This window comes from Caulobacter sp. Root1455, assembly GCF_001426905.1.
GTDB lineage: Bacteria > Pseudomonadota > Alphaproteobacteria > Caulobacterales > Caulobacteraceae > Caulobacter.
Map to the genome: position 1 here is coordinate 103089 of NZ_LMFQ01000003.1, position 17951 is coordinate 121039.

General features: G+C 68.3%; 15 protein-coding genes and 1 riboswitch. Of the genes, 12 read left to right on the forward strand and 3 right to left on the reverse strand.

Annotation, left to right across the window (positions count from 1 at the left end; all coding sequences use genetic code 11):
- The first annotated feature begins 6 nt into the window (after positions 1–6).
- The 8 genes from ASD21_RS03885 (at position 7) to ASD21_RS03920 (ending at position 7017) form a co-directional block, all read left to right on the forward strand.
- Entirely contained in the window at positions 7–570 is a 564-nt protein-coding gene (locus ASD21_RS03885; protein ID WP_056437130.1) for a hypothetical protein, read from the forward strand.
- A 317-nt stretch (positions 571–887) separates the two neighbouring features.
- Positions 888–1676 carry a dienelactone hydrolase family protein gene (locus ASD21_RS03890; protein ID WP_082554616.1) on the forward strand — a complete coding sequence of 263 codons (789 nt, stop codon included), beginning with the start codon at positions 888–890 and terminating at the stop codon, positions 1674–1676.
- Positions 1677–1786: 110 nt separating this feature from the next.
- Complete coding sequence (rbfA, locus tag ASD21_RS03895) at positions 1787–2293, forward strand: 30S ribosome-binding factor RbfA (protein WP_056437055.1); 507 nt, start codon at positions 1787–1789, stop codon at positions 2291–2293.
- Positions 2293–3225, forward strand: a complete 933-nt coding sequence (truB, locus tag ASD21_RS03900; protein WP_056437056.1) for a tRNA pseudouridine(55) synthase TruB — start codon at positions 2293–2295, stop codon at positions 3223–3225. Before rbfA ends, truB begins: the two co-directional genes overlap by 1 nt.
- Positions 3226–3239: 14 nt before the next feature.
- Positions 3240–3509 (forward strand): 30S ribosomal protein S15, encoded by a 270-nt coding sequence (gene rpsO / locus ASD21_RS03905; RefSeq protein ID WP_056437057.1) that lies wholly within the window; start codon positions 3240–3242, stop codon positions 3507–3509.
- Between the two features lie 245 nt (positions 3510–3754).
- Positions 3755–5905 (forward strand): polyribonucleotide nucleotidyltransferase, encoded by a 2151-nt coding sequence (pnp, locus tag ASD21_RS03910; RefSeq protein WP_056437060.1) that lies wholly within the window; start codon positions 3755–3757, stop codon positions 5903–5905.
- A gap of 128 nt (positions 5906–6033) precedes the next feature.
- Positions 6034–6363 (forward strand): hypothetical protein, encoded by a 330-nt coding sequence (locus ASD21_RS03915; RefSeq protein WP_156398284.1) that lies wholly within the window; start codon positions 6034–6036, stop codon positions 6361–6363.
- Positions 6364–6693: 330 nt separating this feature from the next.
- Positions 6694–7017: a hypothetical protein gene (locus ASD21_RS03920; protein ID WP_156398285.1), complete on the forward strand. Its 324-nt coding sequence runs from the start codon at positions 6694–6696 to the stop codon at positions 7015–7017.
- Positions 7018–7135: 118 nt separating this feature from the next.
- On the opposite strand, the gene ASD21_RS03925 is transcribed toward ASD21_RS03920, so the two are convergent.
- Both ASD21_RS03925 and ASD21_RS03930 read right to left on the reverse strand, forming a co-directional pair.
- Positions 7136–7870, reverse strand: a complete 735-nt coding sequence (locus ASD21_RS03925) for a ribonuclease T2 (RefSeq protein WP_056437067.1) — start codon at positions 7868–7870, stop codon at positions 7136–7138.
- 120 nt (positions 7871–7990) lie between these two features.
- Positions 7991–8623 (reverse strand): LysE family translocator, encoded by a 633-nt coding sequence (locus ASD21_RS03930; RefSeq protein WP_056437069.1) that lies wholly within the window; start codon positions 8621–8623, stop codon positions 7991–7993.
- Positions 8624–8645: 22 nt separating this feature from the next.
- Positions 8646–8725, reverse strand: a riboswitch (ZMP/ZTP riboswitch).
- 581 nt (positions 8726–9306) lie between these two features.
- Between ASD21_RS03930 and ASD21_RS03935 the strand changes: the two genes are divergently transcribed.
- The 4 genes from ASD21_RS03935 to ASD21_RS03950 all read left to right on the forward strand — a co-directional run bounded on the left by ASD21_RS03935 (position 9307) and on the right by ASD21_RS03950 (position 16930).
- Complete coding sequence (locus ASD21_RS03935) at positions 9307–11646, forward strand: TonB-dependent receptor (protein WP_056437133.1); 2340 nt, start codon at positions 9307–9309, stop codon at positions 11644–11646.
- Between the two features lie 96 nt (positions 11647–11742).
- Positions 11743–12426 carry a Fe2+-dependent dioxygenase gene (locus ASD21_RS03940; protein WP_056437072.1) on the forward strand — a complete coding sequence of 228 codons (684 nt, stop codon included), beginning with the start codon at positions 11743–11745 and terminating at the stop codon, positions 12424–12426.
- Between the two features lie 87 nt (positions 12427–12513).
- Positions 12514–15213: a PAS domain-containing hybrid sensor histidine kinase/response regulator gene (locus ASD21_RS03945; RefSeq protein WP_056437074.1), complete on the forward strand. Its 2700-nt coding sequence runs from the start codon at positions 12514–12516 to the stop codon at positions 15211–15213.
- A gap of 58 nt (positions 15214–15271) precedes the next feature.
- On the forward strand, positions 15272–16930 hold the full coding sequence (locus ASD21_RS03950; RefSeq protein ID WP_056437075.1) for an MFS transporter: 1659 nt from the start codon (positions 15272–15274) through the stop codon (positions 16928–16930).
- Here the strand turns inward: ASD21_RS03950 and ASD21_RS03955 are convergent.
- Positions 16927–17823, reverse strand: a complete 897-nt coding sequence (locus ASD21_RS03955) for an NAD(P)-dependent oxidoreductase (protein ID WP_056437076.1) — start codon at positions 17821–17823, stop codon at positions 16927–16929. The two genes, ASD21_RS03950 and ASD21_RS03955, sit on opposite strands and share 4 nt — an antisense overlap.
- Between the last annotated feature and the right edge of the window lie 128 nt (positions 17824–17951).

Genomic DNA, 17951 nt, shown 5'->3' on the forward strand with positions numbered 1-17951 from the left:
AAGGCCGTGCGCAAGACAGGCCTGAAGGTCGCTCTGGGCCTTGTGTTGACGTGCTTGGCGGCCGGGACGGCGGGCGCGGCCCACGCCGAGCGCAGGATGTACTCCTACGATCCGATCTCGGCGGACGCCAAGCGGCTGACCGGGGCGGGCCTGACGGTGCTGTTCGACAAGAAGCTGACCGGGACGCGGATCGAGAAGGTCCTGGCCACAGGGGTGCCCGTCCAGGGGCGGCTGATCGACGGCCGCGAAAAGGACCTGGGTCCCGGCGGACTGAAGGCGATCAGCGGTGGCGACGCCGACGCGGCGCTGTACGAGATCGATCCCAAGTTCGAACAGGGCAGGATCTACATCCGCGCCTTCTGCCCGGGTTCCAAGCGGCTGTGGCTGAGCTTCAGCAAGCTGGCCATCCACCGGGATCTGCGCGTCCAGGCGTTCGGCGACGACCCCAAGGGCGGCCAGGCCAGGCTGTGCGGCACGCTGGACTTCTCGTACCGGGGCGAATGGAAGCTGCCGAACGGCAGCCTGCCCGACCCGATGGAGGACTGGAGCGGCGGCAGCGGACCGGGCTAGGGCCTGTCGATATTCATCGCGTCTGGCGGCTTGGTTCGGTTCTGGACCGTTCCCCTTTTCATCCCGTCATTCCCGCCCTTGTGGCGGGAACCTCTCTCACGGTCGCAGGTGCAGTGGTGTGGCGCGCCAGCGCGCCAAGGCGCTGTCCCGCCAACTGAACCAGGGGTTCCCGCCACAAGGGCGGGAATGACGGATAATTGGGGGGCGGGTTTGAATGTTGATACGCCCCAGGCGGCGCGGCTGGCGTCCTCCACGGTTTCCTTTGAGAACGGCGTTCGCCCTGTGCCATGCTCGCGCAAACAAGGCAGGGGGCGGACATGGGCGAGGCGCTGGCGGGGTTCACGAAGTTCGAGTTCGACGACGGGCGCTGGACCCGTCCCGTCTACCGCATCGGCTCCGGCCCGGCGGTGATCGTCATCCACGAGATCCCCGGCCTGCATCCGCTGGTCCTGGACTTCGCCCGCGACGTGGCGGCCGAGGGCATGACGGTGTTCTGCCCCAGCCTGTTCGGCGAGCCCGGGCGACCGGTCTCGACCGGCTACGCGATCGGCGTGATCGCCAAGACCCTGTGCGTGCGCCGTGAGTTCACCGCCTGGGCCGGCGGGCGCTCCAGCCCGATCGTCGACTGGCTGCGGGCCCTGGCGCGCAAGGCCCACGCCGAATGCGGCGGCAAGGGCGTGGGGGCGGTGGGCATGTGCTTCACCGGCGGCTTCGCCCTGGCGATGATGACCGAGCCGTCGGTGGTGGCGCCGGTGCTGTCCCAGCCCTCGCTGCCGCTGGGCAAGAAGGGCGCGGCGGCGCTGGACTGTTCGCCGGCCGAGCTGGCGACCGCCAAGGCGCGGATGGAGGCCGAGGACCTGTCGCTGCTGGCCCTGCGGTTCGAAGGCGACACCATCGTGCCCTGCGCTCGCTTCCAGACCCTGGCGCGGGAGCTGGGGCCCCGGGCCGAGCTGCACACCCTGTCCGACGCCTCGGCCCGCAAGGGCACGGGCCGCGCCCCGCACTCGGTGCTGACCCTGCACCTGAACCGCGACGACCCGGACGGCGAAACCATGAAGGTCCACCGCCGGGTGCTGGACTTCTTCCGGGAGCGGACGGGAGCCTGAGGCAGCGGGCCCACTGGACTTTTGCCCCCCACGCGCCTAGACACCCGCCTCCTATTTCTCCCCGCGACCCGGCGTTCGATCCGCCGGCCGGGCATCGAGGCGACCGCGCCATGAAGCGCCATTCCGAAAACAAGAAGAGCGGACCCGTGGGTCCGTCGCAGCGTCAGCTGCGGGCCGGCGAGCTGATCCGCCACGCCCTGGTCGAGATCCTGCGCGAGGAAGACCTGGTCGATCCGGCCCTGCAGGGCATTTCGGTGACCATCTCCGAAGTGCGAATGAGCGCCGACCTCAAGCACGCCATCTGCTTCGTCGAGCCCCTGGGGGCCAGCATCGCGCCGCAGATCGAGCGCGAGCCGTCCTCGCCCTCGCGCACAGTGGTCGTGCCGGGCAGTCCCGCCGAGGTGGTGGCCGGCCTCAACCGCCTGACCAAGTTCCTGCGGGGGCGCCTGGCCAAGGTCATCGACATGAAATTCACGCCCGACCTGAAGTTCCTGCACGACGAGACCTTCAACTCGGCCACCTACATGGATCGCCTGTTCGCGGACCCGCGCGTGGTTCAGGACGTGCGCCGCCTGAGCGACGTGGCCCCCAACGAGCTTGGTGACGAGGAAGCCTGATGGCGCGCCGCAAGAAGGGCGACGCCATTTCCGGCTGGGTTTGCCTGGACAAGCCCTACGACCTGACCTCGACCAGCGCCGTCAGTCGCGTGCGCCGGGCGTTCAACGCCCAGAAGGCCGGCCACGCCGGCACGCTGGACCCGCTGGCCACCGGCATCCTGCCCCTGGCCCTGGGCGAGGCGACCAAGACCGTCCCGTTCCTGATGGACGCCGACAAGGCCTATCGCTTCATGATCCAGTGGGGGCGTTCGACCACCACGCTGGATCGCGAGGGCGAGACCACCGACAGCAGCGACGTGCGCCCGACCCGCGAGCAGGTCGAGGACGCTCTGCCCGTCTTCGTCGGCGAGATCGATCAGGTGCCGCCCAACTATTCAGCCATCAAGGTCGACGGCGAACGCGCCTACGACCTGGCCCGCGAGGGCGTCGAGTTCGAGCTGAAGACCCGCAAGGTGCATGTTCATGCGCTGCGCGTTACGGGGGCTCCAGACGCCGATCACATCGAGCTGGAGATGGAATGCGGCAAGGGCACCTATGTCCGCGCCGTGGTCCGCGACCTGGCCGCGGCGCTCGGCGCCTGCGGTCACGTCGACCAGCTTCGCCGGACGCGAGTCGGCCGGTTCAGCGAGGATTCGGCGATAGGCCTGGAAACCCTGGAGAATTTGAGCTATGAGGCGCGCCTGTCGGAGGCATTGCTTCCGGTCGAGACCGCGCTGGACGACATCCCGGCGCTGGCCGTGACCGATGAAGACGCCTTCCGGCTTGCGCAAGGACGCGCCATCGTTCTGCTCCCAAGGCAGGTTGAAACGCTGAAAACCGAGCTCACGCCCGGTGATCGCACCGTTTCCGCCATGTCCGGAGGGAGGCTGGTGGCCTTGTGCGAGATGCGCGCCGGAAAGCTCAATCCGGTGCGGGTCTTCCAACTCACCTGAGCGGAGACAACCCGATGTCGATCACTGCCGAGCGCAAGACCGCTCTTATCGCCGAACACGCCCGCACCGAGGGTGACACCGGCAGCGCCGAAGTCCAGGTCGCGATCCTCTCCGAGCGCATCGCCAACCTGACCGAGCACTTCAAGACCCACAAGAAGGACAACCACAGCCGTCGTGGTCTGTTGATGATGGTTTCCCAGCGTCGCAGCCTCCTCGACCACCTGAAGAAGTCCGATCTGGGCCGTTACACGGTCCTCATCGAAAAGCTGGGTCTGCGCCGCTAGTCTAGGCGCGATTTCGCCGCCCTACGCGAGTGGGGCGGCGAAATGCATTTCTAGTCGCCGTTTCAAGACAGGCTGAAACGGATGACCGCTGCGGGACCGCACATCGCGGGACCGAATGTACGTCCGAGGATCACGATCGTCGGGAGCCTGTCGAACTGGATGAGGAAACCTCGGGACCGCCATTCGGCCGCCCGCCCCTGTCCGTCCTGAAGGAAATGGGTCCTTCGGAACCGAAAGAAGCAAAAATGTTCGATATCAAGCGCAAGACGATCGAGTGGGGCGGCAAGACGCTGGTCCTCGAAACCGGTCGCATCGCCCGTCAGGCCGACGGCGCCGTTCTGGCCACCATGGGCGAAACCGTCGTCCTGGCCACCGCCGTGTTCGCCAAGAAGGCCAAGCCGGGGCAAGACTTCTTCCCCCTGACCGTCAACTATCAGGAAAAGACCTTCGCGGCCGGCAAGATCCCCGGCGGCTTCTTCAAGCGCGAAGGCCGTCCGTCGGAAAAGGAAACCCTGGTTTCCCGCCTGATCGACCGCCCGATCCGCCCGCTGTTCGTCAAGGGCTTCAAGAACGAAGTCCAGGTCGTCGTCACCGTGCTGCAGCACGACCTCGAGAACGATCCCGACATCCTGGGCATGGTGGCCGCCTCGGCCGCCCTGGTCCTGTCGGGCGCCCCGTTCATGGGCCCGATCGGCGCCGCGCGCGTCGGCTATATTGACGGCGGCTACGTGCTGAACCCGACGCTCGACGAGCTGAAGGAAAGCAAGATGGACCTGGTCGTGGCCGGGACCTCCGAAGCCGTGATGATGGTCGAATCCGAAATCCAGGAGCTCTCGGAAGAGATCGTCCTGGGCGGCGTCAACTTCGCCCACAAGGAAATGCAGACGGTGATCGACGGGATCATCGAGCTGGCCGAGCACGCCGCCAAGGAGCCCTTCGACTTCCAACCGGAAGACACCGACGCCCTGAAGGCCGAAGTGAAGAAGGCCGTCGGCAAGGACCTGGCCGCCGCCTACACGATCCGCGCCAAGGGCGACCGCGTCGCCGCCCTGTCGGCCGCCAAGAACAAGGCCGTCGAGACCTTCGCCAAGAGCGACACCAACCCGGCCGGCATCGATCCGCTGAAGCTGATCTCGGTGTTCAAGGAACTGGAAGCCGACATCGTCCGCCGCTCGATCCTGGACACCGGCATCCGCATCGACGGCCGCACCGTCGACACGGTCCGTCCGATCCTGGGCGAAGTCGGCATCCTGCCGCGCACCCACGGCTCGGCCCTGTTCACCCGCGGCGAGACCCAGGCGATCGTGGTCGCCACCCTGGGCACCGGCGACGACGAGCAGTTCATCGACGCGCTGGAAGGCACCTACAAGGAATCCTTCCTGCTGCACTACAACTTCCCTCCCTACAGCGTCGGTGAGACCGGCCGCATGGGCAGCCCGGGCCGCCGCGAAATCGGCCACGGCAAGCTGGCTTGGCGGGCTCTGCGTCCGATGCTGCCGGCCAAGGAAGACTTCCCCTACACCATCCGCCTGGTCTCCGAGATCACCGAGTCGAACGGCTCGTCCTCGATGGCCACGGTCTGCGGCAGCTCGCTGGCCATGATGGACGCGGGCGTTCCGCTGATCCGTCCGGTCTCGGGCATCGCCATGGGCCTGATACTCGAAAAGGACGGCTTCGCCGTTCTGTCCGACATCCTGGGCGACGAAGATCACCTGGGCGACATGGACTTCAAGGTGGCCGGCACCAGCCAGGGCCTGACGTCTCTGCAGATGGACATCAAGATCGCCGGCATCACGCCCGCGATCATGGAGCAAGCGCTGGCCCAGGCTAAGGGCGGCCGCGAGCACATCCTGGGCGAGATGAACAAGGCCATGGACGCGCCGCGTGAAGACGTCGGCGACTACGCGCCCAAGATCGAGACCATCACCATCCCGACCGACAAGATCCGGGAAGTGATCGGCACCGGCGGCAAGGTGATCCGCGAGATCGTCGCCACCACCGGCGCCAAGGTCGACATCAACGACGAAGGCACCGTGAAGGTCTCGGCCTCGGACGCCGCCAAGATCAAGGCGGCGATCGACTGGATCAAGTCGATCACCCAGGAAGCGGAAGTCGGCGCGATCTACGACGGCAAGGTCGTCAAGGTCGTCGACTTCGGCGCCTTCGTGAACTTCTTCGGCGCCAAGGACGGCCTGGTCCACGTCAGCCAGATCAGCAACGAACGGGTGGCCAAGCCCTCGGACGTGCTGAAGGAAGGCCAGATCGTGAAGGTCAAGCTCCTGGGCTTCGACGATCGCGGCAAGACCAAGCTGTCGATGAAGGTCGTTGACCAGGAAACCGGCGAAGACCTGTCCAAGAAGGAAGCCGTGAGCCCGGAGGAAGCCGTCAACACCTGAGGGTGAGGGCGTCTTTCACGGCGTGAGCCAAGCGAGCGGGCGGTTCCGAAAGGGGCCGCCCGTTTGCGTTTGGGGGGTGCGCCGCAGGGGCCTGGCAGAGGCGCCGTTCTTCGGGATAGCCTCGCCGAATGGATTTCACACACTATCGCTGTGACTGGGAGCATCCCGCGTCGGAAAATCCGATCACTCTCTTCTACGAAGTGAGTGCTTCTGGAGATGTGCCGCGCGCCATCGACGTTTTCGCCAATGGCCAAACGGTGTGCCGCGCCGTCACGGATTTCGCAGGCCGGATGAACGAACTGCCTGGCTTTAATAGTCTCGTAGAAGGCTCATTCTTCGACACCCTCGTCGGACACGAGTTGGGCGTTCCGAGCAAATCCGATGGCGACAGGCTCACCATCTTCCAGATCCCCTATTCGGAATTCAGAAAAGTGTGGTGCGACCAACGCGGGTATTGATGGCCGCATCCGCCCGTGGATGCGGCCCCGCCTTAAATCCTTGGTGGATCGGAGCTCTGGGGTCAGGCCGTGTCAAGGACCGGCCTCCGGCCGGCCGCGCCGCGGCGACGCGGAGCGTCGTCCTTGACACGGCCTGACCCCAGAGCAAGCTCGCCTCCATGGATCTAAGGCGGGGCCTGTCCGCCGAGGGCGGCCGGTCGCCGCAAACCGCCTGTCCGGTTCGCCGGCTCCCGGCCGCGCCCCTTCCAGCCAAGCGTCCCGCCCCCAACCCGTTTTGCGTTTCCGTTCAAAGGGGTTAGCTTAACCATAAGCGTTTGGGGGGCGCTTGGGATGAACGACGATCCGAGACGAATTCACTGCGACCGCCACGGCGCGCAAAGACCCGCCTTCGTGTGCGGGCACCTGGTCTCGGGCGTCGGGCTCGGCTTCGTTGAACCGGAGGGGCCGCAGGACGAGGACGCGTCGGACGAACAGGCGGCCTGGTGCGACCGCTGCGAGACGGCCCGCCTGGCCGGCGGCGGCTGGACCGCCCAGTCCGAGGCCGCCGCGGGGATCACCCTGGTCTGCGCCGTCTGCTTCGAAGCCTCGCGGGCCCGCAACACCCATTGGATGGAAGGCGTGGCGCGCGGCTGGCGACATCCCGACGCGCGCTAGGGTCGGTCGTCCTTCGACAAGCTCGGGATGAGGTTTTCCACCGCCACCTGCACTCGGTCCTCATCCTGAGCCTGTCGAAGGACGAGGACCACGCACCCTGCCTGAAGGTTGGTCGGCCCTAGCCCCTCGGCGTCACCTGCACGATCACGTCGTCCGGCGTCCCGTTCCCGCCCCGGCACGCCGCCGGCTTGAACTTCAGGTCCATGCAGATCCAGACCTCGGTCAGGCGGCCCTCCTTGTTGACCCGCACGTTCAGGCCGTCGGCGGTCATGCCGCGATTGCGCTTGAGGAAGGCGGCGCGCACCTCGCCGGCGGTCAGGGTCCCGCTCGGGCCCGGCTTGAGGTCCGGAACCTTGAAGCCGTCGCGCACGGCGCGGGCCTTCTTGAAATAGGCCTCGGGCGTGTCCCACTGGCAGGTGCCGTGCGCCTGCCACTCGTGCTGCTGCAGCCAGGGCGAGGGGGTCATGCACAGATTGGCCATCACCGTGGCGGCGCTGATCGGCGGGCTGGGCTTGCAGTAACGGGGATGGACCTTGTCCGGTCCGTTGGGCCACAAGCCGTGCACCGTGAAGCCGAAGCTGTTGGTCTGGCACTGGATGACCTTGTCCGACTCCGGGATGCCCGCGCGGCACGCCTCGGGCGACCAGAACAACGCCAGCAGATAGGCGGCCGTCGGGACGTCGGTGTGGATCTCGCGGGCGGGCGGAACCTCGGCCGCGGCCGGGATCACGCTGGGCGGGATCGCGCAGGACTTCAGGCTGGAGGCCTGGGCGGCGCCGGCCAATCCCACGCTGGAAAGGGCAAGGGCGGCGAGGGCGGTCATGGCGGACCGGACGAATTTCGACGACGTCATACGTGAACCCTCAATTCCGCTCGTCCCGGCGAAGGCCGGGACCCAGGCCGAGTCCGTCATTACGCGCTGAGCCCGGAGGGGCCAATCCCGCTTGGGTCCCGGTTCTCGCCGGGAAAAACCCTACCGCCGCGCCTCGGTGGCCATCCGCACCGCCAGCCCGCCCAGCACCGAGGCCATCAGCCAGCGCTGGATCAGGGCGAAGCTGGGCCGGGTGGCCAGGAAGCCGGCGATGGTCCCGGCGGCCAGGCAGATGCAGCCGTTGACCGTCAGGCTGATCACGATCTGGCTGCCGCCCAGGACCAGGGACTGGCCGAAGATCGCGCCGCGGTGCGGGTCGATGAACTGTGGCAGCAGCGACAGATAGAGCATCGCCGCCTTGGGGTTCAGCAGGTTGGTCAGGAAGCCCATGCTGATCAGCCGGGCGGGGCTGTCCTTGGGCAGCTGGCGCACCTGGAACGGCGAAGCGCCGCCCGGCTTGATCGCCTGCCAGGCCAGCCACGCCAGATAGAGCGCGCCGCCGAACCGCAGGATGTCGTAGGCGATCGGCGCGGCCATCAGCAGGGCGGTGATCCCTAGGGCCGCGCAGACCAGATAGACGATGAACCCGGCCGCCGTGCCGACCAGCGACACGATCCCGGCCCAGCGGCCCTGGCAGATCGAGCGGCTGACCAGATACAGCATGTTCGGCCCGGGGGTCAGGGCCATGCCCAGGCAGACGAGACTGAAGGCGATCCAGGTCCTGGCTTCGGGCATGGGCGAGTTCCGCTTGCGAAAAGGTGGGCGCCCAGGCGAACGGCTCATGACGTCCGCGCTCCCTCAGGGTGCTCCCTGTGATCGCCAGTCACGCGGACTCGGCGTGTGTACACTGGTTCGCGGTGAAGGTTGAAGCCAGGTTTCCTGGGGGCCTTGCTAGGAACGGGCGGGGACATGCTCTCACACCAGGGCGCTGGCAGGGTTGCAGAGCGTTCGCCGTGAGTGCGTGTCCCCAACGTCATCCGCTGCGCTTGGTTGTTGTCCAGGATCAAGGTTTGACGTCGAGGATGTCGTTGGGGACACGCACTCACTCCACGCTTCTGAGGCGATTTGGCGAGGCCGTGCCGTGAGAGCATGTCCCCGGTTGGCGGCGCTCAGCGATCAAACCCTCGCGATTCAACGTCCTGAACTTTCTCGACCCGATTTGGTCCTCACCTCCCAAACCGCCCGTATCCTGATCTCTCCCTTTCCGTCACCTCAGCGGCCCGCCGCGTGAGCTTGAGACGTCGTGCCGGCTAACACTTGCCCCTACCCGACCGCTGCGCGGTCTGTCCGCCCCCATGGGGGGCGGAGGGAAACATTTTTGAGAATGATTATCATTGCACTCTTGCAACGCTCCAGCTAAGAACGCGTCGCAATTACGATTAGGGCCGCGCGTCTCGGCGGCCTTGCTGGGGTTCCTGATGCAAAAGACTTCCAAGCCCGCCGTCGCCGGCGTCCGCAGCCAAGCCCGCGCCGCTCTGGGCGCGGCCGCCGTGGCGGGTCTGGCCGGCCTGGCCATGGCCCCGTCGGCCCTCGCCTCGGCCCCGGACGCCGATATGGCGCTCGTCACGGCGGCGTCGGCCGACGCGGCGACCGAGGTCTCGGGCGTCAAGGTCGACGGCCGGCGCGTCGCCGACGTCCCGTCGGCCAAGATCACCGCGCCGCTGGTCGACACGCCCAAGTCCATCACGGTCATCCCGCGCAAGATCATCGAGCAGACCGCCGCCACCTCGCTGACGGACATCCTGCGCAACTCGCCGGGCATCACCTTCGGGGCGGGCGAGGGCGGCCAGCCTCTGGCCGACCGTCCGTTCATCCGCGGCCAGGCCTCGGGCAACAACGTCTTCGTCGACGGCGTGCGCGACAGCGGCGGCCAGACCCGCGAGGTGTTCAACCTCGAGCAGGTCGAGGTCGTGAAGGGTCCGGACTCGGCCTATAGCGGCCGCGGCTCGGGCGGCGGCAGCATCAACCTGACCTCCAAGAGCCCCAAGGCCGACGACTTCGCCACCGGTTCGCTGGGCGTGGGCACGGACGCGTATGTCCGCGCCACGGTCGACCTGAACCACAAGATCAACGACAGCGTCGCCGTGCGCCTGAACCTGCTGGGCACGCAGGGGAACACCCCGGGCCGCAAGGCGGTGGACTTCGACCGCTGGGGGATCGCGCCGTCGGTCGCCTTCGGCCTGAACGGCCCGACCCAGCTGGTGCTCAGCTACTACCATCTCGACGGTAACAACATGCCCGACTACGGCATCCCACTGTCGACCAAGACCGCCCAGCCGCGCACCGAGGACGGCATACTGGCGGTCGATCCGCGCAGTTTCTACGGCGTGCGCTCGCGCGACTACCAGAAGACCAAGGCCGACATCGGCACCGTGGCCTTCGACCACCAGATCGGCGAGAACCTCGGCGTTCGCCAGGTGCTGCGCTACTCCAAGACCCTCAACGACTACATCGTCACCAATCCTGGCGACGGCGGCCCCGCCCAACTGGTCGACGGGTCGTGGTGGATGAAGCGCGCCACCAAGACGCGCTGGAACCCGACCACGACGATCGCCGCCGTGACCGATTTCCACGGCAAGTTCGACACCGGCGCGATCAATCACAGCTTCGATCTGGGCCTGGAGCTGAGCCGCGAGAAGAACCTCAACGCCACCTACACCACCTTCACGACCGGCGGTTCGACCTGCCCGACCGGCTTCTCGATGACCGCCGCGAACTTGACCAATCTGGGGGCGGGCGACTGCACCCTGGTCTACGCGCCTAACGACAAGGACCCGTGGGCCGGCGTCATCAACCGCAGCCCGGCCAACTACAACCTCAGCAAGACGACGGCGGTCTACGCCTTCGACACCATCGAGTTTGGCGAAAAGTGGTTGCTGAACCTGGGCGTCCGCCACGACAACTACCAGAGCTCGGGCCACGACTACTCCGCCTTCACCCAGAACCAGGGCGTGTTCTCGGGCGGCACGATCACCCACCGCGACGCCGAGTGGAGCTTCACCAACTACCAGGCCGGCCTGGTCTACAAGCCGACCGAGGACTCCAGCCTCTACGTCTCCTACGGCACCGCCTCGACCCCGCCCGGCATCGCCGGCGGCGACCAGAACAGCAACGCCACCAACGGCGCGGGCAACCTCGCCGGCCAGGTGCTCGAGCCCGAGGACAGCGAAAGCTTCGAGGCCGGCGCCAAGTGGAACGTCTTCGACGACAAGCTCGCCCTGTCGGGCGCGGTGTTCAAAACCATCCGCAAGAACGCCCAGATTCAGGTCCTGCCCGGCGTCTACCAGCAGGTCGGAGAGACCCAGGTCCAGGGCTTCGAACTGGGCGTCTCGGGCAACATCACGTCCAAGTGGCAGGCCTTCGGCGGCTACACCTACATGGACAGCGAACTGGTCCGCGGCGCCTATAACGGCGTCAACCAGGGCGATCCGCTGGCCAACACCCCCGAGCACACCTTCAGCCTGTTCTCGACCTATCGCGTGATCCGCGCCCTGTCGCTGGGCGGCGGCGCCTACTACGTCTCCGACAGCTTCGGCGGCAACCAGGGCGGCGCGGGCGGCGGGGCCAACAAGGTCTACGCCCCGGCCTACTGGCGCTTCGACGCCTTCGCCAGCTACGTGGTCAATGACAAGGTCGACCTGCAGCTGAACGTCCAGAACCTCGGGGACGAGCGCTATATCGCCAACACCAACGGCGTCCACCACGCCAATCCGGCCCCCGGCCGGCAGGCGATCCTGACCTTGAACGTCAAGTACTGATCCCCTCCCTCCCCGGAGTCCGATCGTTGGACGTTCGAGCGCGTCGTCCGGGAGCGGCCTCCCGGACGACGCCATGTTTCTGATAGGAGTCGGATCATGATGATCCAGATCCCCGACGTCCTGACGCCCGCCGAGGTGGCCCACTGCCGGGCCGTGCTCGACGCGGCCGACTGGATCGACGGCAACGCCACCTCGGGCTTCCAGGCGGCGCTGGCCAAGAACAACCGGCAGCTGCCGCAGGACGGCGCGACGGCCCGCGAGCTGGGGGCGCTCGTCGTCCAGGCCCTGCAGGCCAATCCGCTGTTCGTCTCGGCCGCCCTGCCGCGCACCATCCTGCCGCCGCTGTTCAACCGCTACGGCGTCGGCATGGGCTTCGCCGACCACGTCGACAATTCGATCCGCCGCGACCCGTCGACCGGCCAACCCCTGCGCACCGACCTGTCGATCACCGTCTTCCTGAGCGATCCGGACGACTACGACGGCGGCGAGCTGGTGGTCGAGGACAGCTACGGCAGCCACCTGGTCAAGCTGGCGGCGGGCGCGGCGATCCTCTATCCGGCCTCCAGCCTGCATCACGTCACCGAGGTGACGCGCGGCGTTCGCACCGCCAGCTTCTTCTGGATCCAGAGCCTGGTGCGCGACGACGCCAGGCGCGCCCTGCTGCTGGACCTGGACGTGGCGATCCAGCGACTGTCTCTCGCGGTGGGGTCCGCCGACCCCTCGGTGCTGTCGCTGACCGGGACCTACCACAACCTCCTGCGAATGTGGGCCGAAGTCTGACGCGTGGTCGGCGAACAATGATCTCTGACGCCAACCATAAGTTTACTCTTGAGCTTCACCATCCGGCCTCCGATCCCTGGAGCCGCGATGACCTCGCCTTCGAAATCCCCACGATTGAGCGACGCCGAGAGCGCGCAATGGTTCTTCGACCATTCGCACGATCTGTTCGCCGTGGTTTCGAAGGGGCGGCTCGTCACGGTCAATCCGGCCTGGACCCGGGTGACCGGCTGGACCCGCCAGGAGCTGATCGGCCAGCCCGCCCTGCGCTTCGTGCATCCGGACTCCCGCCAGGACTTCATCGAGAGCGCGGCCCTGATCCGCGCCTCCGGCGAGGCGGTCAACAGCCTGAAGGTGCTCCGCAAGGCCGGCGGCTGGGCGTGGCTGGAGGGAAGCTCGCGCCTGGGCCCCAACGGCGAGATGATCGGCGCCCTGCGCGACGTCACCGCCGACATGGCCCGCCGGGCCGAGATCGCCGCCGCCCGCCAGACCCGCGAACTGCTGGCCTCCGCGGCCGGCATCGGCGTCTGGAGCTACGAGCCGCACGAACAGCACATCGAATGGTCTCGCGACATCTTCGCCGCCACGGGCCTTGAGCCCGAGGACGTGGCCCGGCCCGACAAGTTCTGGGAGCATCTCGATCCGGCCGATCGCGAAGGCCTGCGCGAGGCCTTCGACGCGGCCGTGCGCACGGGCCAGGGCGGGACCATCGAGCACCGCCTGCGCGGCGCCCGCGACCAGTGGTTCACCTACCGCGCCACCTTCCGCACCGAGCCGCGCGCCGACGGCCTGTTCGCCCTGAAGGGCATTTCCCAGAACGTCACCGACGTGGCCCGCACCCGCGACGCGGCGGTCTGGAGCGAACGCCAGGCCCGCCGACTGGTGGAGGAGGCCCCGTTCGCCGTGGCGCTCTACGACCGCGATCTGCGCCTGCAGGTGGTCAGCCCGCGCTTCCTGGAGACCTTCCACGCCACCGAGACGGAGGTCATCGGCCGCACCTTGCACGACCTGACCTCGGGGACCCGCAAGCGCTTCGTCAGGGCCGTCGAGCGCGCCTTGGCGGGCGAGACGCTGGTGCGGCGCGAGGATCAGTTGCGCGACGGACTCGGCCGCAGGCACACCCTGCGCTGGGAGGCCCGTCCCTGGCGCGACGCCCAGGGCGAGATCGTCGGCGTCATCACCTACATGGACGACGTCACGGCCCTGTCGGAGGCCCGTCGCGAGGCGCACGCCAACGCCCGGCGGCTGCGGGTCGCCCTGGGCGCGGCCCAGGCCGGAGTCTACGAGATCGACCACGCGGGCAAGAGCTTCTGGGGCTCGCCCGAGTTCCACCGCATCCTCGGTCGTCGGGTCACCTATGACGACGTGCGCAGCGCCGTCTGGCCGATGATCCACCCCGAGGACGTGGCGGCGGTCTACGAGGCCGCCGCCACGTCGCGGCGCCACGAGGACGGCCAACCGGACTCCAAGGGGCGCTCCTTCGACGTCCGGGTGGTGACGCCCGACGGCGACGAGCGTTGGATCCGCATCTTCCACGAGGTGCGGACCGACAGCAGCGGCCGCATCCGCAAGGCGTTCGGCCTGATCCTCGACATCGACGACAAGAAGCGCGCCATGCTGGCCCTGGTCGAGGCCGAGCGCACGGCCCAGGCCGCCAACGAGGCCAAGGCCCAGTTCCTGGCCAATATGAGCCATGAGATCCGCACGCCGATGAACGGGGTGCTGGGGGTCATGCACCTGCTCAAGCGCGAGAAGCTGCCGGACGAGGCCGACCACCTGCTGGGCGAGGCCCTGGCCTGCGGGCGCATGCTGTCGACCCTGCTGGACGACGTGATCGACTTCTCGCGCATCGAGGCCGGGCGGCTGGACGTCACCCGCGAGGCGGTCGACCCCAGCGCGCTGGCCATGAGCGTGGCCCGGCTGCTGCGCGCCCAGGCCGAACACAAGGGGCTGGAGCTGCGGGTCGACGCCCCCGACGTCGGGCTGGTCCTCACCGACCCCAGCCGGCTGCGCCAGGCGCTGTTCAACCTGGTGGGCAACGCCGTGAAGTTCACCCTGGCCGGTTCGGTGACCCTGAGGGTCCGCCGCCTGGAGGGGTCTGGAGGCGAGACTGGGCCGCGCGTCGCCTTCGAGGTGATCGATACCGGGGTCGGCATCGCCGCCGAGGCCCAGGCGCGCCTGTTCGAACGCTTCCAGCAGGCCGACGCCAGCACCACCCGCCGGTTCGGCGGTTCGGGCCTGGGCCTGGCCATCACCCGGCGTCTGGCCCAGATGATGGGCGGCGAGGTCGGCTTCACCTCCCGCGAGGGGGTCGGTTCGACCTTCCTGCTGACCATCGCCGCGCCGCCGGCCCAGGCCCTCGCGGCCGAGGCCGAGATGGCCGACGGACTGCTGCAGGGCCTGAAGATCCTGGTGGTCGAGGACAACGCCACCAACCGCCTGGTCGCCCGCCGCATCCTCGAGCAGCTGGGCGCCAGCGTCGAGACGGCCGAGGACGGGCTCGACGGCGTGACCACGGCGGCGCGGGGCTTCGACCTGATCCTGATGGACGTGCAGATGCCCGGCATCGACGGGCTCGAAGCGGCCCGCCGCATCCGCAAGCTGCCGGGCCGCGCCGCCCGCACGCCGATCATCGCCCTGACCGCCAACGTGCTCTCGCACCAGCGCGCCGCCTATCTGGCCGCGGGCATGGACGGCGTCGCCGCCAAGCCGATCGCCCCCGCCGCCCTGATCGGCGAGATCGTCCGACTGGCGGGCGGCCAGGTGGAGGACGTGGCGGCGGTGGCCTAGGCGCCTCGCCCGAAACCGCGCTAAGCATTCCCCCAAAGAACTCGGGGGAAACCAACGCATGACGGCTCAGGATCGGGGTGGGGACCGCGCGTCGATGCGCACGGTGGTGGCGGCCTCGTCGGCGGGCACCGCCTTCGAATGGTACGACTTCTTCATCTTCGGCAGCCTGGCCCAGGTGATCTCCAAGACCTTCTTCACGGGCCTGTCCGACACGGCCGGCTATGTCGCGGCCCTGGCCCTGTTCGGCGTCGGCTTCGCCTTCCGGCCGCTCGGGGCGCTGGTGTTCGGCAAGATCGGCGACCAGGCGGGCCGCAAGGGCGCGTTCCTGGCCACCGTCCTGCTGATGGGCGGGGCGACCTTCGCCATCGCCCTGCTGCCGACCTACCAGCAGGCGGGAATCATCTCGCCGATCCTGCTGATCCTGCTGCGTTGCGTGCAGGGGTTCGCCCTGGGCGGCGAATACGGCGGGGCGGCGATCTATGTGGCCGAGCACTCGCCGTCGAACCAGCGCGGCTGGTCGACCTCGTGGGTGCAGACCTCGGCGGCGTTCGGCCTGTTCGGCGCCCTGCTGGTGATCCTGGCGACCCGTTGGGTCCTGGGCCAGCACGCCGCGCCCGGCGCCTTCGACGCCTGGGGCTGGCGCATTCCGTTCGCCGTCTCGATCGGCCTGCTCGGCGTCTCGGTCTGGATGCGCCTGAAGCTGACCGAAAGCCCGGCCTTCGCGCGGATGGAGGCCGAGGGCGCGGCCTCCAAGGCGCCCTATGCCGAGGCCTTCGGCCAGTGGAAGAACCTCAAGCTCGTGCTGCTGGCCTTCTTCGCCATGATGTCGGCCCAGGGGGCGGTCTGGTACACCAGCTTCTTCTACATCCAGACCTTCATGGAGAAGTTCCTGAAGGTCTCGCCGGGCACGATCAACGGCCTGATGATGGCCGCCACCGCGGTCAGCGCGGTATTCTACGTCGTGTTCGGCGCTCTGTCGGACAAGGTCGGCCGCAAGCCGGTGATGCTGGGCGGCATGACCCTGGCCCTGGCGTTCTACTTCCCCGGCTTCCATCTGCTGGAGCGCGCCGCCAATCCGGCCCTGGCCGAGGCCGCCGCCAGCGCCCCGGTCAGTGTCACCGCCGATCCCAAGGACTGCGCCCTTCAGTTCGATCCGGTCGGCAAGGCCGCCTTCGTCTCGTCCTGCGACATCGCCAAGAGCGCCCTGGCCAACGCCGGGATCTCCTACGCCAACCATGCGGGGCCCGCCGGTTCGGAGGCGGTCGTCCGGGTGGGCGAGACGCGGATCGTGTCGCGAAGCGCCGAGGGCCTGCCGGCCAAGGAGGCCAAGGCGGTGAAGACCGCCGGCGAGACCGCCATCAAGGCCGCCCTGACCGATGCGGGCTATCCGGCCAAGGCCGATCCGGCGCGGATGAACTGGTGGGGCATGTTCGGCGTGCTGATGGTTTTCGTGATCGCCGCCACCGCCCTGTTCGGACCGCTGGCCGCCTGCCTGGTCGAGCTGTTCCCGACCCGGGTGCGCTACACCGCCCTGTCGCTGCCCTACCACATCGGCACGGGCTGGATCGGCGGCTTCGTGCCGTTCAGCGCCTTCGCCATCGTGGCGGCGGTGGGCAACATCTATGCCGGGCTCTGGTACCCGGTGTTCTTCACCCTGATCAGCGTGCTGACGACCCTGTTCCTGCTGCCCGAGACCAAGGACCGGGCGCTGGACTAGGCGGCCGGCGCCGCCATCAGCACCTCGACCGCCACCGAGGCGGCGGCGAGGGCCTGAACCAGGGCTGGATCGACCGGGGCCACGATGAGCCGGACGATCTGTTTTCCCTCGCGGGCCAGTTCGATCAGCTTTTCGGCCCCGACCTCGGCGGGCTCCAGCCGCTGCACGTCGCGGCGGGCCATGATCACGACATCCGGGTCGGCGCCGTGGTCGGCGATCAGCACGTCGGCCGCGCCCAGGGCGCGCAGGGCGCGCAGCGTCAGCAGGTCCGAAGGGCCCTTGCCGGCGATGAACCGCACCTTGCCTTCGCGGCCGACGCCCTTGGCCAGGGCCTGGCGAAACAGCTGGCCGGCCTTGTCCATGTCGCCCGCCATGGCCGCCTGGGCGGCTTCACCGGCCACGGCGTCGCGCAGGAAGGCCCGCCGCTCGTGCAGGGCGGGCAGGGCGCCGCGCACCTCGTCCTGGAACTTGCGCAGCAGGGCCGCCACCCGGCCCGAACCTTCCGGGACCTGGGCCTCGATGTCGTTGCGCAGCTTGGTGGCCAGGGTCGGCGAGGCGCCGCCGGTGCCGACGGCCGCCACCACCTCGCCGCGGTCGATCACCGCCGGGGTGTTGAAGTCGCTCATCGCCGGCTTGTCGACGACATTGACCAGCACCCGCGCCGCGCGCGCCGCGCTCGCCGCGCTCTGCAGGAACACCTCGTCGTCGCCGGCCACGAAGGCCAGGATCGCGCCGGCATAGGTTCCCGGCAGGAAGGCGGCGTGGCCGTCGACGCGCACCAGCGTCGCCGGCGACCCGTCGAACAGCCGCGCCTTGTTGTCGGCGGCCTCGCCGCTGCCGGCGATCACGACCTTTCGGCCGGCCAAGGGGAAATAGGCGGGGAAGGAATCCAAGGCGCGGGTCCTGACCGAAACAGCGAACGTCGCGGCTAGGCTAGCCTGCCTGACTCAAGATTTCACTGGCGGGTTTGGGTTTGAGCAGTGTTAGATTCGGCCAAACGGGTCGTCGGACCCCGCTTTTT

Bases quoted from the DNA above. Each gene is read 5' to 3' on its own strand.
- ASD21_RS03915 (WP_156398284.1), top strand. From the start codon at position 6,034: ATGGATTTCACACACTATCGCTGTGACTGGGAGCATCCCGCGTCGGAA.
- ASD21_RS03930 (WP_056437069.1), bottom strand. From the start codon at position 8,623: ATGCCCGAAGCCAGGACCTGGATCGCCTTCAGTCTCGTCTGCCTGGGC.
- ASD21_RS03890 (WP_082554616.1), top strand. From the start codon at position 888: ATGGGCGAGGCGCTGGCGGGGTTCACGAAGTTCGAGTTCGACGACGGG.
- ASD21_RS03920 (WP_156398285.1), top strand. From the start codon at position 6,694: ATGAACGACGATCCGAGACGAATTCACTGCGACCGCCACGGCGCGCAA.
- ASD21_RS03950 (WP_056437075.1), top strand. From the start codon at position 15,272: ATGACGGCTCAGGATCGGGGTGGGGACCGCGCGTCGATGCGCACGGTG.
- ASD21_RS03925 (WP_056437067.1), bottom strand. From the start codon at position 7,870: ATGACGTCGTCGAAATTCGTCCGGTCCGCCATGACCGCCCTCGCCGCC.
- truB (WP_056437056.1), top strand. From the start codon at position 2,293: ATGGCGCGCCGCAAGAAGGGCGACGCCATTTCCGGCTGGGTTTGCCTG.
- ASD21_RS03935 (WP_056437133.1), top strand. From the start codon at position 9,307: ATGCAAAAGACTTCCAAGCCCGCCGTCGCCGGCGTCCGCAGCCAAGCC.
- ASD21_RS03940 (WP_056437072.1), top strand. From the start codon at position 11,743: ATGATGATCCAGATCCCCGACGTCCTGACGCCCGCCGAGGTGGCCCAC.
- rbfA (WP_056437055.1), top strand. From the start codon at position 1,787: ATGAAGCGCCATTCCGAAAACAAGAAGAGCGGACCCGTGGGTCCGTCG.
- rpsO (WP_056437057.1), top strand. From the start codon at position 3,240: ATGTCGATCACTGCCGAGCGCAAGACCGCTCTTATCGCCGAACACGCC.
- pnp (WP_056437060.1), top strand. From the start codon at position 3,755: ATGTTCGATATCAAGCGCAAGACGATCGAGTGGGGCGGCAAGACGCTG.
- ASD21_RS03945 (WP_056437074.1), top strand. From the start codon at position 12,514: ATGACCTCGCCTTCGAAATCCCCACGATTGAGCGACGCCGAGAGCGCG.